This is a genomic window from Bradyrhizobium amphicarpaeae, assembly GCF_002266435.3.
Classification (GTDB): Bacteria; Pseudomonadota; Alphaproteobacteria; order Rhizobiales; family Xanthobacteraceae; genus Bradyrhizobium; species Bradyrhizobium amphicarpaeae.
This window is the reverse complement of record NZ_CP029426.2, coordinates 2,718,320-2,739,576: the sequence shown is the minus strand read 5'-3', so window position 1 is coordinate 2,739,576 and position 21,257 is coordinate 2,718,320. Positions and strand designations below refer to the sequence as shown.

Genomic DNA, 21,257 nt, shown 5'->3' with positions numbered 1-21,257 from the left:
CCAGCTACCATGCCTGTGCGAGACGGCCGACGGCCGGCTTCGCAATTTCGACCGCCGCATCCTTCCAGCCGGGACGTCCCGCACGCTGTCCCTTCTGGCGCAGCTTGCGCATATCGCTGAGCCCCTCGATGTTGACGGCGGGGCCGGAGCCGATGGTCTCGACCGGCCGCGGCGTCAGCAGCGCGTCGAGGCGCGCCTGGCCGGAGAGACCGAGCTGGTAGAACGTGCCCCCGTCCTTCTTCGCAAGCCAGCTTTCGATGCTCTCGCTGCCCTCGCCGTCGACGGAGATGTTGCGCATCATGCTTGCGCCGGTGAAGACATTGCAGCAGGTGTGGGTCGGCCCGTAATTGGTGACGGTCGCCGAGACGTCGCCGGTGTAGAACACCACATAGGCGTTGCTGACATTGGCGTTGCCGGTCTGGCTCATCGTGAACACGCCGCCCGGCTGATAGAGCTGCAGCGTCGGCCAGTTGGACGGCGCCGGCGTGCGGTTGTTGAGCAGCACCTGCTGGGTGGCCGTGGTGAGCATGAGCTGGCCCGGCACGTAGCCGTTCACGATCGCGACGGCGTGCGCGTCGGTCCAGAAATTTGCATCCACCACCCTGAACTGGTTGACGATGATGCTGTCAGGATCGATCCAGACGTCGGCATATTTGGCGACACCGCCGTTATAGCCGGTGATGTTCAGCACCAGCGGGATCGACGGGTTCGAACGGACCTGCTCGCCCCTGACGTTGATCGTGTCGGCCGCGAGGTCGAGCTCGCTCACGACGCTGACCCAGTTGATCGTCAGGTCGCCCGACGAGGTCATTTTCACGACGTCGCCGCTGATCCGGTCGAGCGAGATCGGGCCGGCCACATCGAAATGCGTGTCGCCATGCGCGGAGATCGATCCGCCGCGGAGCGAGCCGGTGTCGGACCTGACGTTGAGGTCGCCGGCATCATCAGGGATACCCGTCGTGGTGAGCTGGCTGAAGACGATGTCGTCCAGGGCATGCAGGGTCTGGGTGCCGCCGCTGATGGCGGTGCCGACGGTGATCCCTCCGGTCGTCGCGGTGACGTCGAGCGTGCCGCCCGCGTTGAGATTATCCCAATGGACGACGGTGCCGCTGAGGACGGCGTTGCCGGTCGAGGCCGTGAGATTGTGCCCGGTGTTGGTGCCCGCGGCGGTCAGCCTCGCCGAGCCATGGGCCGAGACCGAACCCAGCGTCGGCACGCCGCCCGACATCACCGTCTGCGCCAGGATGAAGCCGGTGTCGGCGGTGACGTTGATGTTGCCGACATCGCCGCTGCTGCCGGTGGCGGCCAGCGACTTGAACGTCACGTTCCCAGTCGCGTGGACCGTCTGCGAACCGCTGCTGTCGGCGGTGCCGATGACGATGCCGCCATTGTTCGCCACGGCGCGGAAAGATCCGCTCGCGCCGGTCGCCGTGCCCGCCAGCACCTGGTCGAGCGTCAAGCCGCCGGTGCCGATAATGTCCACGCTTCCCTTCACCGCGGACAGCAAGCTCACCTCGGTGTCGGTGAGAACATTGACGTAGATGTCGCCGGCGCCCGCGCTCGCCGACAGACGCGCGGCACTGAGGTTGAACCGGCCGGCCGCGTTGCCGATACCGTTCGATGCGCTCAGCGAGAGCTCCGCGCCCGCGCCGGAGGCGATGAACTTGGTCTGGCCGTCGCCATTGTCGATGATCGCGCCAAGCGAGGCGACACCGCCGGCGGTGACGATGATCGACGGGGTGTTCGAGGCGGCCGCGTAGGATAGCGACGAATTCAGCTGGCCGATCGTCGCATCGGCCGTGGTGGTCACCGAGATCAACCCGGCCGCATTGATGGCCGAATAGGCGCCCATCGACAGGGTGGAAGCCACCAGCGTCACGCCTTCCGAGCTGCTGGTCGCGACCACCGGCGCCGCGCTGGTGCCGGCCGCGAAGGTGATGCCGCGGTTGGCGAGCAGCTGCATCAGGCCGTCACTGGTGATGCCAGTGTTGATGGTGAGTGCGCCGCGCGCCACGTTCAGCGTCAACGCGCCGCCGGCCGTCAGCGCGCCATAGGGACCGCTCGTGCCGACCGCGAGATCGCCCGTCACCGCGAGGATGCTGAGATCGCCGACCGCAGAGCCTGTAACCGCGCCGGAGATGTTCACCTGCAGCGGCTGGAACGTCGAGCCGTTGAAGCCGATGCTGCCGCCGGCGCGCAGGTCGAGGTCCGAGCCCAGAATGTGGATTGCCGACCGGTCGGTAAAGCCGGCTTCGGCGTAGATGCTGCCGGCCGCGGCCAGTTGGATATCGTTGCCGGCGGCGATGTTGCCGAGGACGAGATCGCCGGTGGTCTGCCTGATATAGATGCCCTGCCCCGACGAGACCTGGTCGAGCTGATCGTTGGACGGATCGGCGAAGGCGATCTGGAGCGCGTTCGGGTTGGTCGCGGGGTTGCTTCCGGCCGTTCCCGACGGGGCACCGATATTGCCGTGCTCGGCGATCAGGGTCAGGTTGGCAATGTCGCCGGAGATCACGGGCACGCCGGCCACGCCGGCGGTGATGCCGTTCACCGCGTGGAGCTTGACGTCGCCGCGGCCGGTCACCGCGATGCCGTCGGCCTGCGCCGCAGCGATCGGGCCGTAGTTCGCGGTGACGCCGCCGAGCGTGAGGCCGTTCTTGCTGCCGAGATAGACATTGGACAGCGCCTTGGCCGAAATCGCGATCGGGTTGTCGACGACGACGAGGTTCTGCTGCGACAGGCTGACCGTATAGGTCGTGACATGGGTGGTCGGGTCCGTGGTCGCGCTGACCGTGAGTTGGCCGGGGCCGGCCGACGCGAGCAATGCCTTCTGCTCATTCGACAGCGTCGAGGAATCGGCGCTTGTGAACGAGAACATTTGGGGCGCGGCCGAATTGCCGACCGAGCCGCGCGGCGCGTAGAGCATGATCTGGTTGGCGCTGATATTGGCCATGACGTTGTCGTCGATCGGCGGCGGCGTTGCGCCGATGGCGGACGAAGAGACCGTGTAGGCGAGCTGGTCGTGCGTCCAGTTCGAGCCCGCGGTGATGATGCTGTAGACCCGCTCGGTCGACGCGAGCGTGTAGTTGTAGCTCGCGCTATAGCTGTTCAGCGCCGCCTGCAGCGCAGCGTTGGTCGGCAGGCGCTGATCGGCCGCCGCCACGCCCTGGAACAGACTGGTGAACAGGCCCGACGACAGCGTGCTGCCGAACACCGTCCCCAGCGCATCCGCAGGAGCGCTTCCGAGCAACGTCGTCAACCCGCTCTGGAGCTCAGCCGTCGAGATCTTGCCGAGCAGGAACTGATCCTTCAGGAACCTGGTCGTGGCCTCGACCTTCATTTGTGTTGTCGAGACGTTCGCCGGGTCGATGCCGAGCTTGGCAGCCACCTGCGCCCGCAGCACCGTCAGGCCTACCGAGGTCGGGTTGTAGGTGTCGTTGGCAAAGGCGATGTTCTTGAGCTGGAAGTAGTCGTTGTAGGCCGCCGTCACCATGGACTGGTAGCTGTTGACGGCGGCTGTGGCCGGGTTGCCGTTGAGCAAATTGAGGTTGTCCCAGACCTGCTGGAGATGCGCGCTTTCCGCGGCGGAGATACCAACGGTCGCACGGCCGTTCAGGATGCTGGCCTGGTTGCCGTCGGAACCGGCCGCCGCCAGGAAGACCGGACCGCCGGTCGACTGGATCGTGCCGATCCGCAAATCGCCCTTGGACTGGACGATATAAGTGCCGCCGGCCGAAGCGCTGTCGAGAACGCCGCCATCGACGGTGCCGTCGGACTGCGTCGTGCCCGTCGCCTGGATCACCAGCGGCTTGATGTTGGTCAGCGTGGTCGCACCATTGACGACGCTGCTCGTGGCGCCGATCGCGCCGGCGCTGGAGTCGATCTCGATATTCTTGCCGATCACGACGGGGGTGGCGGCGTCATAAGCACCAGCCGAGTTGATGTCACCGGTTGCCGAGATGGAGACGCTGCCCTGCGGCGCACGGCCGGAGACACCCGAGGCGACGGCGACCTGGTTGATCGAGAGCGAGCCGACAGCCGCGACCGCGATGTCGCGATCAATCGAGGTGGCGGTCAGATTGCCGCCATAGACCTGCACTTGAACCGGAACGCCGTTCGCACCGAGCGAACCAATGCCACCATCGCCCTGCAGCGTCACGTTCTTGCCCGAGATCATCGGGTTGTTGGCGCTCGGACCGGACGTGATGGCGGAATTGACGCCGATGGCCCGCACAGTCGTATCACCGGACAGGTTGTTGATCGGGCCGTTGATGACGATGCCGGAGTTCGAACTGACATTGACGGTGCTGACGCCCCCGCCGCTGAACTGGATGTTGATCGGATTCGACGCCTTGACCGTGTTGGTCAGCGTCAGGGTCAGGTGATCGTAGATCTGCTGAAACCAGTCGAAATGTGCGTCCGCACCGCAGCACAGGCCGGCCGACGTGTTGTAGCCGGCGTTATGATAGCTGCCGGTCGCGGTGACGACTTCCTGAAAGTTGGCGGTCTGTAATTGGCCGGTGTTGCCGCCACCGCCGGTGGCCTGCATCACGTTCTCGACCAGGCTGACGGTGCGGGTCCAGTTGTCTCCGGACGCGTTCGGCGTGTAGTGCCAGCCATAGTCGAACTGCGTGCTGGTGGTCGGACGATCCAGCGTCGCCGTATCGACCCACTGGTAGTACATGTTTGGCTTCACGGCGTACTGGATGCCTGCCGTGCCGCTGAGGCCGGCCAGCATCGAGTCGGTGAACTGGCTCGCATTGACGCCATTCGTCCGATACGTCGACACCTGCTGGCCGCCCGACGCGGACGGATTGTAGACGTACCACGTCGTCTGCTGCTGCAGCTGATCGACGATCTGGATCACGCTCGGCGCGCTGACGCCGGTGTTGATGGTGTTGGTGACGAGCTGGAGCCCGGTCGTGTTGTTGACCGTGATCGACCCGGCGCCACCCTTGACCGCGATCGTGCCCTGAGCGGTGCCGTCGGTCGAGGTCGAGATGATCTTGCCGTTCAGATAGACGTAGCCGCCCGAGCCCTGCACCACGCCGTTCACCATGATCTGGTCGGTGAGTGCATTGTACTTCACGCCGATCTTGATATCGCTGGAGACCTGCGTCGTCGCAGCCGCCGTGATGTCGTAATAGCTGCCGTTCCGCGCATTGGCCTGGGCCTGGAGGAAGTCGGCTCCGTTGTTGCGGGACTTGAGGTCGTTGACGGCGGACAGCACCCCGCCACCGATATCGACCGAGTAATTGCTGCTCGTGCCGCTCTGGATCAGGCCGTTGACGTTGATGACCCCCGCCGAGATGATGATCGCCTGACCGAGGATGAAGGGCGCATTCGCAGGGTTCTGGAACCCCGAAGGCGTCGTGGACGCCCAGTTCGTGCTCGCGTTCGTGCTCGCAGTTCTTGGCGTGATCACGTCGTTCTGGATATTGACGACCTGGAAATAGGCCGAGCATCCCGAGCAATTGAACGGCGAGTAGTACGTCGCCGTGTGGTTGGTGGTGACGGTGTTGCCCTGGGCATCCGTCGAGGTCGTGGTGTAATCGTGGGTCGTGTTGCTGAAGACGCCCTGGCCGGCATAGGTATTTCTCTCCCACGGCGCAGTTGAGATCGGCTGGACCGTCGGGCCTTCCATTGCCGCGAGCGTGGCGGTGCTGCCGACGCTGCCGCCGCCTCCGTTGGGCGTGCCGTTGCCCATCGGCAGGAAGATCGCCGAATAGAGCGACAAGCCGTCATAATATGTCATCAGCATGCGGGCCGTGAAGACCGTGCTGTTGGCGGCCGTTTGCTGAACGCCGGTATTGCCGTCGACGCAGCAGTAATAGAAATACGGGTGATTGCCGCCTGCGCCGATATGCGGGCTGGTCGCGTAGTCGCCATAGGCGCCGAGATAGGTCGCCGCCGCCATCACCGCCGTCAGCGTGTCGTTGTCGGCCGGCTTGTACTCGACACCGGCCCATTGCGAGGTGACGTCGTGGTTGGAGTTGTAGAAGCTGCCGATGCCGCCGAGGAAGATGAACGAGCCGTTGGGCGCCACCATCTGGATGGTCGCTGCATTGAGCGACTGCGACGCGACGACGCTGCCGAGCTGGCTGGTGATCTTGAGGAGGCCGTTCTCGTTGGTGACGATGCCGTCGAAATAGATGTCGGGCTTGCGGGTCAGCTGGTTTCCATTGTCGTCGACGCCGAGCCCGGTGCTGGGATCCACGCGGTTGTAACTCGCCGAGATGTCGATGATCGGCGTCGCGCTCGGCGTGGCGGTGAAGGTCACGTTGGAATGCGAATCCGGGTCGACATGGTCGATCTGGCGGTAGGTGATGTTGCCGCCGGTCACGTTGGTGACGGTCAGGTTGGCGAAGTCCATGAAGTCGAGGCCGCGGTTCTCGACCTTGATCTTTGGCGAACTCAGTGCGGTGACGGACGGCGCTGTGTGACCGGCGAGACTGTTCCCGGTCAGCTTCTGCGCCAGGATCGAGACATTGCCCGCGGACACCAGCATGTCGCCGAACGCGAAGGCGTTGCCGCCGGCGTCGGAGGTATAAGGCGCCTGCTGGATCAACGCGTTGATCTGGCGCTGGATGTCACGGGTCGGATCGGCGCCCGACGGAGCCATCGTGGCGGGATGCGCGTTCGTCGACGTCGCGAGCTGGGTCCGGACCTGCGTATCAGTCAGGCCGGTCAGGGTGGCGAGTTGGTCGACGATGTTCTGGTAGGGATTGAAGCCGCCGACGATGGTGTACTGCACCGTCTGATGGTTCCAGCTTTTCACCGGGCTGAAATGATCGACGTCGGCGACGTATTCGAGCGTGGATGACAGCGACGAATACGGGCTCGTCGTGCTCAGGGTCGGCGCGCTTGCACCGAGCTCGATCAGGATGGTCAGGTCGTTGTTGATGCCCGCCACCACCAGGCCATTGAGCGCGACATCACCGGTTCCGCTGGTGTGGCTGTGATTGTCGCTGTTCTTGGCGCTGAAGATGTCCAGATACGGATTGTAATTGCTGCCGTTGCCGGTGGCGGTGACCTGCCCTTGCGTCGCGCCCAGATAGATGTCGCGGACGCCAAGCACGCGCGAGCCGTCGGAGAGCGTCAGGCTGCTGTCGCCGCCGGCATTGGCCGTGCCGCGGTAGAGAGCCGAGATCGGAATGGCGGTGTTGTTGTAGACGACGGTCGTCGCAGTGGCCTGAATGCTGCTGAACGTGATGGTATCGCCCGACATGCCGGCGAAGATATTGATGTCGCGCCAGGCCTGGATCGTCGTGCCGCTGTCGACGGTGACCTCCTGGTCCGCATGGACCCAGCTATTGGTGCTGGCGCCGACGCCGGCGATCGCGCCATAGAGGCTGGCATTGGCATAGTTGGAAGCCGACATTTTCGCCGCCGTGCCGACGAAGATCTTGCCGACGCTGAACAGCTCGCGGGCATGGATGTTGACCGCGAGCGTCGCGTTCGCCGTCATGTTGGACTCGGCACCCCCGCCGGCGAAGAAGGCGGCGGTGGCAAGACTTGCCGTGTCCACCGTGTTCAGCGTGTTGTAGGCCTCGATGTCGATCACGCCCGTCGCCGTGCGCGGATCGCCGTTGAGGCTCAGGATCGTCCCGGCGCCGATATTGGTGGTGACGTTCTGGGTGACGAAGGATTCGCTCAGCGCAGCCGCCCCTGCGAACGTACCGCCGGAGCCCGAACGTGCGCCGCCGCCGGCCTGGTTCACGATGTCGTTGGAGATGACGACGATATTGCCGCCATCGGTATTGATGATCAGATGCGTTCCGATCTCGGCCGTGGTGGTCGAGGTGACGTCGTTCCGCGCGCTGCCGCCCGAGACGCCGGCCGTGGACGCCTGGTAGGCATCGCCGTTGGCCGCATAATTCGTGGTGTGCGTGGCCTTGACGCTGAGACCGCCGAAATAGAGCGTGTCGTCGGTCGAGCCGCCGTCGAACCGCGCATTGGTGACCGCGGTCGAACTGGTGGTGGCGACCGCCGCCGCACCGGCATAGGTGCCGCCCGCCCCGACCGTCGCGTTGGAAACGTTGGTGTCCCTGCCGGTGGCGGTGATCTGGAGGATGCCGGTGTAGTCGGCATGGTTCAGCGTATCCATGTCGGCAGGTGCGCCCAGATAGGCATAGGTGTGCGCGTTCGACGACGTCTGCGCCACGGTCGCGCCCAGTGCCAGGAATCCGCTGGAAAGACCGGTCGCCTCGGCGTATTGGGCGCTGTCGTTCTCGGCAGCGATGGCCACGTCGGCGTTGGGAAGCCGGATCCCGGTTCCGCCATACGCGTTGACGGTCGCGTTCTCCGATGCCCTCGCCAAGCTGCCCTGTGCGCCGATCAGCGAACCGCCGCCGCCGGCGAGCGCCTTGGCCCAGGTCGTGGTGCCATAGATTGTCGTCGTGGTTCCGTCGGCATTGCTCTGCGTACCGATGATCGGGACGAGCGCCATCGCGGTCACGCCGAGCGCGCCGCCGGAGAAAATAGCGTTGTCGCCGACATCGGCAGTCACGGTGGCTCCGACGGTCGACTGCGCGATCGCGATACCGACGGCACCGCCACCGACCGAGACGCCAATCGCCTCGCTCGACAGATTGGGCGTGATTGACGCCGTCACCAGCGTGCCGACACCGGTCGCGGAGGTCGCGATCGAGGCGCCGGATCCGATCTCGGCGAGCACGCCCGAGTCTTCGTGGGCCTCTGCATCCGCGCCGACGCCGGCAACGATACCGCCGCCGAGAGCGGTTGCGGTCGTGCTCATTGTGCCCGCACCCGCGGCTCCAACCGCCAATGTCGAGGTGCTGACGGTGGCGCCGTTCAGGACACGCGCTGCGACCGAGCTGTTTCGGCTCGCCGTTGCGACCGATGCGCCGACCGCCACGGCACCGGCGCTAGCGCCGCCGGTGAAGACGACCTGGCTCGACGAATCCAGCGCCATGACGGCGGCGGCGCCCGTACCGGTGATCTGGCCCCCGAGCATGGCGACCACGGAATTGTTGACATTGCCGACCGCCACGGAGGCCTGGGCGCCGAAATAGAGCGCCGCGCCGCCGGCGATCGCCTCGGTGTCGATGGTCTTGCCGGCGTAAGGTCCGGTGCTGGCGTCCTTGACGACCGCCGCGACATTGACCGCGGTCGCCGAGACCGTCAGAGGCGTATCGGCGGCCACCAAATTGCCGGAGCCGTCGCGCCCGTAATCGCTCAAATTGGCGAGCACGGTGCTGTTGACGCTGGTGTAGCCGATGCCGGCCCCGATGCCGACATTCTTCGCGAAACCGGCGCCGAGCAGATACATCTTGGCCGCGTTTGCGCTGGTCGCGGTGACATTGACCTGCGTGCCGATGACGTTGCCGCCGGCGATCTGCGCGACGACGGCGTCGTTGCCGCCGCTCAGGACGCCGCTGACGTCGTAGGTCGAGGTGGCATTGGCATTGCTCGGATTGCCGGCCGTCCCGCTTCCGACGGCGTCGCCGCCATGCGTGGTGCTGGTTCTGGCGTTCACCGCCGCAATCGTGCCGTTGTTGCCCTGATTGAGCTGGCCGGTCTGCTGACCCTGGGTGTCGGTATCGGCTGTGTTCGTGCCGATGATGATGACGCCGACGGTCGCGCCGATGCCGACGCTGCCGCCGATGCCGGCGGTGACCGCGTAGGACAGCACTTCCTTGGTGCTGAGCGCGGCGACATTGATCGCACCGGACGAATTCAAGTTGCTGTTGCGGCTCTCGGCGATGGTCTGGCTCTTGAACGAGATCACGTTGGCGGCGGCGCCGACACCGACGCCAGCCCCGCTGGCGCCGACCGCGAGCGCACCTGCGATCTCCTTGATCGCCACGTCCTCGGTCGCGTTGATAGTGACCGCACCCGCCGCACCGCCTGTCACCGATTGCAGCGTGGTGTCATACACGCCGGCGATGGTGGTGTTGCTGGCGATCTCGATGTTCGCCATGCCCGCGATCGCCGCCGTTCCGGTCGAGAGCGCACCGCCGATCGCATAGGCCTCGAAGCGATTCTTGGTGTTGGCCTCGACGTCGAGCGCCCCGCTCAGATTGAGCGCGGTCGTGTGTGCGGCACCATTGCCCTGATAGTGGAACTCGTCGCCGACATAGGCCTCGGTCCGGTTCGAGGAGACCTGGACCAGGAATGCCGCGCCGATCGCGGCCTGGCTGCCATAGGCGCCGGAGCCGTTCGCGGAGAAGATGCCCGTGGTGTTGTTGGCGTTCACCGTCAGCGACGACGCCGTCAGCGCGCCCCCGTCGACATAGGCTTCCGTCGTCGCCTGGAAGACGTTCAACCCGACCGAGCCGGTGTTGAAGCCGATCGCGATCGAAGACGCATCCTGTTCGGCATTGGCCTTCACGGTGACGGCACCGACCGTCGCGCTTGACGACCGGATGCCGCCGACCGTGGCATTGGTGATGGTGGCGAAGGTCTCGCGCGACATCGTCGTCGAGACGATCGTCGCACCGCCCCCGCCGGTGCTGCCATAGGCGACGCCGGCTCCGAACGCTCCGGAATAGGAGAAGCTCGAGGCGGCGACCTCGATCTGCGGCTTGAGGGTCGACGACGTCAGGCGCGTGTCGATCGCCGCGCCGTCGATATAGGCCCGCGTCGCTCCGCTCATCACGTTGGTGATGGGGTTGATCATGATGGCGATGCCGCTGCTGGCGGCGACCGAAGCGACGTTGGTCACGACCGCCTGGTGCGAGCTCGCGACCACGCCGAGCCCACGCAGAACATCCTGGTTCTCGGAAAGGTCGGGCGTGGTGTCGGTCGGCGCCTGGGCCGCGCCGAGATCGAAGGCATGCACGAGCGTGCCGTTGTTCACCGACAGCGTATCGGTGGTGCTGGTGCCGAGCGCGTCGACCTTGGTGTTCGCCCCGGTGATATAGGCCGCGGTGGTGCCGGTGATCTGATTGGTCACCAGCGAGCCGGCGCCACCGGCCGCGCCCTTGCTGATCGAGACGGCGCCGGCGAACACGGCTGCCTTGTCGTTGTTGCCGGCGATCACCCCGACATTGTTGGTGGCGGTGACGTCGGCGCCGTTGATACCGTTGGTGCCGGCCGCCGTGATGCTGGCGGTGACGTTGGTTCCCATCAGATTGGTGGCGACCGAGCCAGCGAGACCGACCTGCGAGGACATCGCGATACCGACCGCGACGGTCGAGATGACAGCGTTCGAGTTCGCGCCGACCGCGACACTGCCCGAGGCGGTCAGCTTGGAGCCGGTCACCCCGGCGCTGACATTGTTGGCGATGCTGCTGTTGACGAGCGCCAGACCCGCGGCGCTGCCCTGCGTCGAGGCGCCTGCGACGGCGGCGGTCCCGGTGATGCTGGAATTGTCGGTCGCCGTCACCAGAATGCTCTTGGCCGTGATGGCCGATTGCGACGCGCTCGAAAGGTTGTTGCCGATGGCCGCCGAAACGGTATTGGCGATGCTGCTGATCGTCGTGCCGCCGACGCCCGCAAACTGCCCGGTCGCCAGGCCAAAGCCGATCGTGACCGACTGGATCTTCGAGGAATCGACCGCACTCACGCTGACATTGCCGTTGACGCCCGCCGTCAGCAGCACGTTGGCGATATAGGCCGAATGCGTCGTCGCGATGGTGTCGTACACCAGCGACGCCCCAACATTGTTCTTGCCGGCCTGGATCATGCCCGCAACGGAGATGATGCTGGCACCCGGCCCGTTGCCCGCACCGTCGTTGAGCGCGGCCGCGCTGAAGTCGATGCAATTCTGCCCGCCCGTGCCGCCGGCGACCGTGCAGGTGTCCGAGGCGAGATGGTTGTTGTTCGACTTCTTGACGAGGTTTCCGAGCGCGGTGTCGAGCGCCGACACGGCGCCGCTGTCCGCCAGCACCGTCACGCGTCCGACGTTGATGGTCACCGTCGCGCCGCTGTTGATGTAGGCGGTCGTGGTGGGCGAGATCTCGTTGACGACGATCGCGCCGGCAAGTCCGTTGGCGCTGGCCCCTCCCCCGCCCGAGGCCGCACCGGCCGCAATCACGCTGGCGCTGTCGGCCATCACCAGCAGGGTGTCGTAGTTCGAGAGGGCGGAGGTACGGATGTGCGCGTCGGTGGCATTGCCCCCCGTGGGATCGGCAATCGACGCATAGGTCAGCCCGATGCCGACGCCGACCTGGCCGCCCGATAGATAGAGCGAGCCGCCGCCGATCGCGATGTTCGTCGTCTGGTAGGCGTCGACCTCGAGCGCCCGGTTGACGCCGGTCGCCTGCCCCGTGATCGTCGAGCTCTCGATATAGGCGTTGGCGCTGTCGGTGATGATGCCGACCGAGGCCGACAGCGACGCCGAATTGGATCTCGATCCCGCCACGCCAAGAGCAACGACGGTTTCCGAGCCGCCATTTAGCGCTTGCACCGTCACCAAACTTTGGTCGTTCATGGTGGTGCCGTAGATATAGGCGAGCGTCGCGTTGTTCGACATCGCCGATGCGATCGCGCCGCCGATCGCAGCCCCGGTGGCGGACGCTCCGGCCAGATTGAGCGCCGCCGAGCCGGACCCATTGTTGAGCATGGTGTCGTTGAGCGCTTGAACGATCGTATTGGTCGTGACAGCGCTCGCCGTGGTGTATTTGTTGACCGTCGTGTTCCGGATATAGGCGCTGGTGCCGAGCGAGACGTCGCTCACCGACGAGCTGCCGGCGAGATCGAGGCTGAAGCCGCTGGTGCTCGATCCAGAGGTCGAACCGATCTTGCTTGCGGCCGTCGCCACGCCCCCGGCCCCTCCGGTCGAGGCCGCGCCGGCAGCTTCGGCCTTGTCGGAGAAGCTCGACGACGCCGGGTCGGAGACCGCGGCCGCGACGGCGGCCGCGGTGATGCGCCCCGAGGTGGTCGCGCTGAGCGTCAGGTTGTCGACGTTGACCGCTCCGCTCCCGCCACTGGTGCCGGCGAATGGATCGTTGGAGCTGAACACGCCGGGCCGGATATCGGAATGGTTGTCGCCGATATAGGCGGAGGTGTCGGTATTTGCGCCCAGATAGGCGACCGACAACCCGACCGCCGAACCGCCGCTGCCGTTAAAGCTCATCGCGCCGGACAGGGTCACGACCGACAGGTCCTGCTGCGCCAGGATGCCGACGGTCGGTGCATAGACGGTGGCCTGGCTTGAGATCGACGCGTGGGTCGTATTGTTCAGGAAACCGAGCGACGTGATGCCGTTCAGCGCCAGCGCGCCCGCCGCCTTGCCGGACGAGGGTGCGACAGCGACGAACTGGTCGGAGGTGATCGCGTTGACGGCGATGTCGTCCGCCGCGCGCAGCGTCGCGCGGTCGGAAACGCCCGCAATGGTGTTGGTGTTGAACTGGACGAGATTGAGCGCTCCGCCCACGGACGATCCGCCCGAGGTGTTGCCGAACAGGAAGCCGAGCGTGCCGACATTGCCGGCCGCGTCGATCGACGCCATGGTCGTGGTCGCCGCGATCTGGATGCTGGTGTCGTAGGTATGGACGTCACCGTTGTTGACCGTCGCGGACCAGCTGCTGCCGCAGGCCGCGGTGGTGCAAGTCGCGGTCAGACTGGCGCTGCCGGCCACCCAGGCCGTCGTGTTGTTGTTGACGACGAAATGGTTCATCGAGCCGGCGAGGCCGATCGTGTCGCCAGCGTCGGCAGTAGCGTTGGCATAGCTCGTCAGGATATTGCCGCCAACGCCGAGATTGCCGTTGAGATGGCCGAGGACCTCTGTCAGTCCGTCCCACTTCAGCCAGGTATTGGTGATCGGCATCGAGGTGGTGGCGTCAACGGCGATGTTGGCCGCGTTGACGGTGGTGCCGCTGCCGATATAGGCGTTGGAATTGTGGTTGAAATTGCCCCAGGCGACCGCCGCGCTGATCGCGACGCCCTCGCCGCTGGTAACGTCCTTGGTGATCGCGGAAGCCGTCGCATTGCTGCGCACGCCCCGATCGATGAGAGTGCTAACGACCGCGACGTTGCCGCTGACATAAAGGCTCGGCGCGCCGCCGCTCGGATTCTGGCCGATCGATGCCGTCGCGTTTTCAGTGCTGTTGGCCAGCGACAGCGCACCGGCGGCCTTGAAATTGAAGTTCACCGGCATCAGCGAGACCATCTGCTGAGCCATCATCCCCGTCAGGCTGGGGCTGGAGACCAAAAACTCCTGGATCGCGCCGACCAGGGCCGGCGTGCCGACAATGGTCGACGCCATGGTCGAGTTGCTCGTCGTGTTCGAGGTCGCCTCGACCAGAACTGAGCCGTTCATCCGCGACGACGCGCTAGTGCCCAGCGACGAGCCGAGCTTCGCGGTTGCGGACGTGGTGACGTCGCTGATCGCAAGCGCCCCGCCAACACCACCGCTGGCGGTCGGCGTGCTCAGCGCAACCGACGTGGCGCCGGTCGAGAACGAGTTGTTGTTGATCGCCCGCACTGTCAGCGAGTTGCCGGATGCATTCACGGTGCCGACGGCAAGGTTCGCGCCGGTCGCGACATTGGCCGTGGTCGAGACCGAACCGGTGGAATAGGCCACCGTCTCGACGAATTGCGCGCTGGAGGTCGCTGCGACCGCGGTGACGGCCAAATTTGCATCGTTGATGGCGTGGATGCCGAGGTTGCCGCCTGCGTTGATCGTGGCGCCGGAGGCAACATTGGTGCTGACATTGCCGTCGATCTTGCCGACGACAGCGGCGGCGCCGATCGGCGAGCCGCCGATCAAGGTGCTCGCAATCGCCGGATCCTGCGCGGTCTCCGAACCATGCGAGGCGATGGAGACGTTGCCGGTGCCGTTGATGTTGGCGTTGCCGTTGATATTGACCGTCGCGGTGGCGCTCGCGGCCACGTAGCCGCCGTTGATGCCGAGCATCGAGGCCGCGAGCGTGGTGCCCACCAGCGTAAAGAGGCCAGGGACCGAGCTCGTGAAGCTGGACGACGCCGTCGAGACCGATGCGATCGTGATGTCACCGCCGGTGATCCGGCCGTCGACCGCAATTCCCGAGGTCGCAGTGGCTTGGCCGGACAGCTTGCTGTCGCTCGCCGTCGCCGCGAGCGTCACATTGCCGCTGGTGTAATGCGTGCTGGCGGAGTTGACGGCCTGCGCGAGAATTTGCGCACCGTTCTGGATATCGATTATCCGCGCCTCTATCCGGATGTCGTTGGCATTGCCCGTCGAATAACCATTGGCATCGAGACGACGGGTATCGACCACCGCGTGGGCCGCCAGCGTGACCGAGTTGTCTGCCTGGATAAGGTAGGTGGCGCCGGCGCTGAGCCCGTTGATCGCCGCCGCGACCGAGCTGTTCGACAGCGTCACGCCGATATCGCCCTGAGCGGCATCACCAACGACGAGATCCGTCGGATCGATCAGCAGCGTGCCGGCCTTGCCGTTAGCCGCGCCAAGATCGACCTTGATGCCCTGGCCGATATCGATGACGCCATTCGCGCTGAAATCGACGAGGCCCGCATTGCCGATCTTTGCGCTCGCGTTGAACCTTGCCCCGCCCGTCACGGTCAGATTTTGCGCCGCCTTCAGACGGATCTCGCCGGCATCGCCGGTCTTACTGGCAATGTTCAGCCGGGCGTTCTTGCCGACCTCGATATTGTTGCCGGCCTGCACAGTGATGTTGCTCGGCGTCGAGGACTTGCTGCGTGCGGTCAGCCGACCGTTGACGCGCGCATTGTTGACGGCGCCGATATGGATCGAACCGTTGCTGACGGTGATCGCGCTGGCGCTGCGCAGCCCCTTGGAATTCACGGATGCCGCGAACTTCGCGGCGTGGTCGAGATTGGCGATGTCGCGCTGGGTCGCGCCGCCGACAAAAACGTTCTGTCCGGTCAGGCGAACGCCATCCTGGGCATTGACCCGGCCATAGATGCGGATGTTGCCGTCCGGCGAGACCGGGAACGAGCCCGCCATCAGATTGCCGACGGCCGTGCCGTTGATCGCACCTCCCGGACCGATCAGGCTGTCGGTGAACTCACGCGTCGGCGTCGAGACGTTGAGGCTCCCGACATTGACCACGCCGCTGCGGCCGACCACGAACCCCTTGGGATCGGCGAAGTAGACGTTGCCGCCGATCGAGCCGTTCATGTAGGAGTTCAGCGTGCCGTTGACGTAGACCGGCGCGTCGCGAACGATGTTGACGAGGTTTTGCGTGCCCGTCGGCAGTTGCAGATTGACGGTGTTGCCCTGCCCGACGCTGAATTGCGAGAACGAGTTGAAGGCGTTGTTGCCCGAGACCGTCGACGTCGTGACGTTGGTGACGCTGCCGGAGGTCTGGAGGCTCGTTCCAGTCCGTCCATCGGGAACGATCACGTTCGCCGTCTGCGCCTGAACGCGGACGCCGTAGACCGGCAGGAACACCATCTGCATCGCACACAGCAGCGACATCGAACGAAACCGCGCCAGCCGGCGCAGCGTCGTCGGTTCGTCATTGTCCCGCGCCGCGGACGGTCCGGGCATGTCAGATCCTCTTCATCGGCATAGGCGCCGATCCACAACCAGGTGGGAGAATGTGCGATCCAGGCATCAGAACTGGCCGGGCGGCAGCTTGAAGATGTCGGGGCTCTTGGCGTCGGCCACATAGAACAGCAGCAGGCTGGTCGGCGTCAGCACACGCTGGTTGTTCTCCTTGTTCTCGAAGGTGCCCTGGAGCAGCAGGATCACCGAGCGGTCCTTGGCGTCGCTGCCCCGGAACATCACGATGCCGCCGGCGACGGGCATGTTGACGGCGATGGAATCGGGCTTGAAGCCTTCACCCATGAAATGGGCGCGCAGGATGTTGGCGTTGGAGAAAAGCTTCTCCGCCGTCATCGCCGCGTCGGTCCCCTTCGACCAGACCGCGCCGACCTGGATCAGCGACTTCGACTTGTAGCCGAACACGTAGGAGAGCTCGGCGGTGCCGCCGTTCGGCAGCAGGTCGGGAGCCGAATACAGCAGGCTGTGCGTCAGCTCGGACGCATTGTCCTGTGACTTGATGGCGTCGGGCCTGGCGTTGAAATCCTTCGTCATCGCCGCGCGCACGTCGGCCTCGTTCATGCCGAACTTGGCGGAGCGGAAGCCGTCGATCGCCTTGGTCTTGTCGTCGGCGGCCGGTGTCTCGGCCGAATTCGCTCCGGCGGCGACGGGCGTGCCGGCTGCAGCGGGAGCGCCGGCCGCGGCGGCTCTCGGTGCCGGCGCAGCCTTCTGCTTTGATACGGCGCCCTGTGCCGCGAGCGGTCCGGCTGCAATGGAGGTGAGCAGGCCGACGACAGCCGGAATGAGATAGATTTTGCGCATCGAAAACCTTTGAAACAAGCCTGAAACATCGCTTTCCAAAAATCGGCGGCTGCGAAATCGCCTTCCCCCGCACCGTCCTCGCAACCGAGACGGAAAATGCTGCAACGCGAAGGCGTTACAAGGCGTCACGAAGAAGACAGCGTTCGAAACAGCGACTCTTTGGCAACGTAGGAATACGGTATCGGGCTGCCAAACGCTGCGAATGAGCATTCATAAGCGCATTTTTTCATCAATTGTGGATGCCGGCCGTTCGCGCTAATCATCCGCTCCGGGGCAAGCCATCATGCGAAGAGTTTCATGACCGAACGGCCTTCCGCACTCGCGGTGGATCGCCGCGGCTTCATTCGGCTTGCGGGCGCAACCGCCGCAGGATGGGTCGCGCTCGGCGCAACGTCGGATCGCGTGCGGATCGTCGCATCGTTGACCGCATTGCCGCTCGACGACGAACTGACCCGAAGGAGCATGATCGACAGCGCGACATCCCGCCTCGGCGGCCTCATCGTCGGCTTGAGGCAGCGCGGCTGGGTCGAAGGCGTCAACTTCCGCCTCGAGCTCCGTTCGAGCTTCGGTGCACCGGGGCGGATGAAGGCGGCGATTCAGGAATTGCTGGAGCTCAAGCCGGACGTGATTCTGACAGGGTCGACGGTCGAAACCGCGGCGGTTCTTGCCGCCACCAAGACCATTCCGATCGTGTTCGCGACCGCCAACGATCCCGTCGGCAATGGCTTCGTCCAGAGCCTTGCCCATCCCGGCGGCAACGTGACGGGCTTCACCAGCAGCACCGCCGAGATGGGCGGCAAATGGCTTCAGCTCGTCCGTGAGGCGGTGCCGGATATTGCCCGCGCAGGAGCCCTGTACAACCCGTCGACCACACCGCGGGCGGGACGTTTCTTCCTCGACTCGATCGAGCAGGAGGCCACCGAGTGCGGCGTATCCGTCATCCCCGTCCCGATCGACGCACCTGCGGACATCGACGAGGCCTTCAGGCGCTTCGCCGAACAGCCGAAGGGGGCGATGATTGCGCTGGTCGACAGCTTCCTCGTCGTCAACCGGCAGGCCGTCGTTGCGGCGGCCGCCAAATATCGCGTGCCCACGATCTATCCGTTCCATTACTTCATGGATGCCGGCGGATTGATGAGTTACGGGCCGACGCTGGAAGTGCGCTCGGCCGATTACGTCGATCTGATCCTGCGCGGCACCAAGGCCGGCGATCTTCCGGTGCAGTCGCCGCGGAAATACGAGCTCCTGATCAACCGCACGGTCGCCCGAACGCTGGGATTGAGCATTCCCTTCACGCTGCTGGCGCGCGCCGACGAGATCCGCGAGTGAACGAGGCCGTCGACCAGGGACCTGTGCGGACGCCTCCCGGCCGGCTGTTCCGCAAATATCTCTACTCGATCGTCGCCCTCGCCTTTGCCGCGCTCGCCATCAGCACCGGCTTCGACGTCTGGTTCTCCTATCGCGAGCAGAAGCAGCTTCTGGCGGCAACCCAGCGCGAACAGGCCGCCTCCGCGGCGATCCAGATCGGCCAATTCATCGGCCAGATCGAAAGCCAGATCAGATGGCTCGCACGCCTGCCGCCGGAGCTGTCGACCAACGAAGACCAGCGCCTGAACGCCATCCGCCTGCTGCGCCTGTCGCCCGCCATCGCGGAAATCGCCGAGCTCGATTCGCAGGGGATCGAGCGGGTGCGCGTGTCCCGCCGTGTGGCGGACAGGATCGGCAGCAAGGCCGACCTCTCGGCGTCGCCGGCCTTCCGCGGCGCCAACGATAGCCGGGCCTATTACGGGCCGGTCTACTTCTTCGGCGACACCGAACCGTACATGACGCTTGCGACGCGCGGCACCGGCCGCAATCCGGATGTGATCGTCGCCGAGGTCAATTTGCGTTTCATCTGGGACCTCGTCACGGGGATCAGGGTCGGCAACACCGGCAAGGCCTACGTGGTCGACCGCATGGGCGTCCTGATCGCGCATCCCGATTTGTGGCGGGCCCTTCAGCGCAGCGATCTCTCGGGGCACGCCGACGTCCGCGCCGCACTCGACGGCGTGGGGCCGCCCTCCGGCGGGCTGGTCAAGGAGGATCTGACCGGCCAGCGCGTGCTGTCGACCTATGCAACGGTCCCCTCGCTCGGCTGGCTGGTCTTCGTCGAGCTGCCGCTCAGCGAGGCCTATGCGCCGATCTATGCGTCGATCAGCCGTTCGACCTTTCTCCTCGTCGTCCTGCTCGCCGGTGCGGTACTGGTCTCGCTCTTTCTCAGCCGGCGCATGACCGGGCCGATCCAGCTCCTGACGCAGGGCGCGCGGCGGATCGGGAGCGGCGATCTCGGCCTGCGGCTCGCGATCAAGACCGGCGACGAGCTGGAGGCGCTCGGCGACCAGTTCAACCGGATGGCCGCGCAGCTGCGCTATTCCTATGCGACGCTCGAACGCAAGGTGGTCGAGCGCACCTCCGAACTGGAGAAAGCGCGCGATCAGGCCCTCGCCGAGCACGACGCCGCCGAGCGCGCGCGCAGCGCGGCGGTGGCGGCCAACGAGACCAAATCGCGTTTCCTCGCCGTCGTCAGCCACGAGTTGCGCACGCCGCTGAACGGCGTCATGGGCGTGCTGCAGCTGCTCGACGACGGCAGCCTTGGCGAAGCGCAGCGGCGCCATCTCACCACCGCAGCCGCATCCGGCGAGACGCTGATAGCGCTGGTCGATGCCATCCTGGAATATGCGCGCCTGGAGGCCAGCACCGAGGCGCTGGAGCCGCGCAGCTTCCGCCTCGACCAGCTGATCGAAACGGCCGCCGACCTGATGCGTCCCCAGGCCTTCGGCAAGGGACTGACCTTCGACGTCGCCTGCGATGCCTCGGTCCACACCTCCGTGCACGGCGACCCCGTCAGGCTCAATCGCATCCTGCTCAACCTGATCGGCAATGCCATCAAGTTCACGCCGTCGGGCGGGATCGCCGTGAACGCGGCCGCCGATCGGCAGGCCGGCCATATCCTGCTGCGCATCACGGTCCGCGACACCGGCATCGGCATCGCCCCCGACATGCACGAGCGGATCTTCGAGGATTTCGTCCAGGCGGACGACAGCATCGCGCGGCGGTTCGGCGGCACCGGCCTCGGCCTTGCGATCGCGCGGCGCCTCAGCCGCCTGATGCAAGGCGAGCTGACCGTCGAGAGCACGCCGGGCACGGGCAGCACGTTCACGTTCGAGGTGCCGCTCGCCCTTGCCGCGAGCGGCGTCGCATCAGGCGCGCTTCCGCCGCCGTCGCGGCCGCTCCGCGTGTTGCTGGTCGACGACGATCCGGTCAATCGCGAGGTCGGCGAAGCGATTCTGAACCGGCTCGGCCATCATGCCACGATCGCCACGGACGGCGCATCGGCCGTTGCGCTCGCCCGTGATCAATCATTCGACGTCATCCTGATGGATCTGCACATGCCCGACATGGACGGCGTCGAGGCGGCGTCGCGGATCGGCAAGCTCGGCCTGCCGAGGGTGCCGCGCATCATCGCCGTGACCGCCGACGTTTCCTCCAGTGCCCGCGAGCGGCTCGCGGGCGCTGGCATTGTTCAAATGGTCAGCAAGCCGATCCTGGTCAATGCGCTCCGCGAGGCGATCGAGAACGACCCCGGCGTCGAGCCGGCCGCAGCGCAACTCGCCGCGGGCGCGATCATCGACCGGCACTATCTCGACGACCAAAAGGAGTTGCTCGGCGCCGCGCAGATCGCAAAACTGCATCATCTGCTGCAGGAGACCAGCGACAAGCTGATCGAGGACATTGCCACGGCCGCGGCGGCCGGCGATCGCAGGCAACTTGCGCGGCTCACGCACCAGCTCGGCAGCGCCGCCGGCGCGCTCGGCCTCGTTCGCCTGTTCGAGCGCTGCCGCGAGGTCGAGCTTGCGTCCTCCTCGATGTCGCCTGCCGAATGCAAGGATGCCGCCCGCGAGCTTGCTGCGCTTCAAAAGTCATCGATGAACGCGCTGAACGATCTGCTCCGGCCGTTGGAACAACCGTCGATCAAGTGAGA

4 protein-coding genes are annotated in these 21,257 nt (G+C 65.6%); 2 read left to right on the top strand and 2 right to left on the bottom strand.

Annotated elements, in window-relative coordinates; translation table 11 throughout:
- Positions 1-4: 4 nt before the first annotated feature.
- Complete coding sequence (locus CIT40_RS12480) at positions 5-16,420, bottom strand: leukotoxin LktA family filamentous adhesin (protein WP_094896226.1); 16,416 nt, start codon at positions 16,418-16,420, stop codon at positions 5-7.
- Positions 16,421-16,486: 66 nt separating this feature from the next.
- Positions 16,487-17,236, bottom strand: a complete 750-nt coding sequence (locus tag CIT40_RS12475; RefSeq protein WP_094896225.1) for a hypothetical protein — start codon at positions 17,234-17,236, stop codon at positions 16,487-16,489.
- A 297-nt stretch (positions 17,237-17,533) separates the two neighbouring features.
- On the opposite strand from CIT40_RS12475, the gene CIT40_RS12470 reads away from it, so the two are divergent.
- The gene (locus CIT40_RS12470; RefSeq protein WP_094896224.1) at positions 17,534-18,565 is read left to right on the top strand and encodes an ABC transporter substrate-binding protein; all 1,032 of its coding nucleotides are present in this window, start codon (positions 17,534-17,536) and stop codon (positions 18,563-18,565) included.
- Positions 18,562-21,255, top strand: a complete 2,694-nt coding sequence (locus CIT40_RS12465) for a hybrid sensor histidine kinase/response regulator (RefSeq protein WP_094896223.1) — start codon at positions 18,562-18,564, stop codon at positions 21,253-21,255. Before CIT40_RS12470 ends, CIT40_RS12465 begins: the two co-directional genes overlap by 4 nt.
- The last annotated feature ends 2 nt before the right edge of the window (positions 21,256-21,257 follow it).

What these genes read in the sequence shown, in the direction of transcription:
- CIT40_RS12480 (WP_094896226.1), bottom strand. Translation starts at nt 16,420, where the DNA reads ATGCCCGGACCGTCCGCGGCGCGGGACAATGACGAACCGACGACGCTG.
- CIT40_RS12475 (WP_094896225.1), bottom strand. Translation starts at nt 17,236, where the DNA reads ATGCGCAAAATCTATCTCATTCCGGCTGTCGTCGGCCTGCTCACCTCC.
- CIT40_RS12470 (WP_094896224.1), top strand. Translation starts at nt 17,534, where the DNA reads ATGACCGAACGGCCTTCCGCACTCGCGGTGGATCGCCGCGGCTTCATT.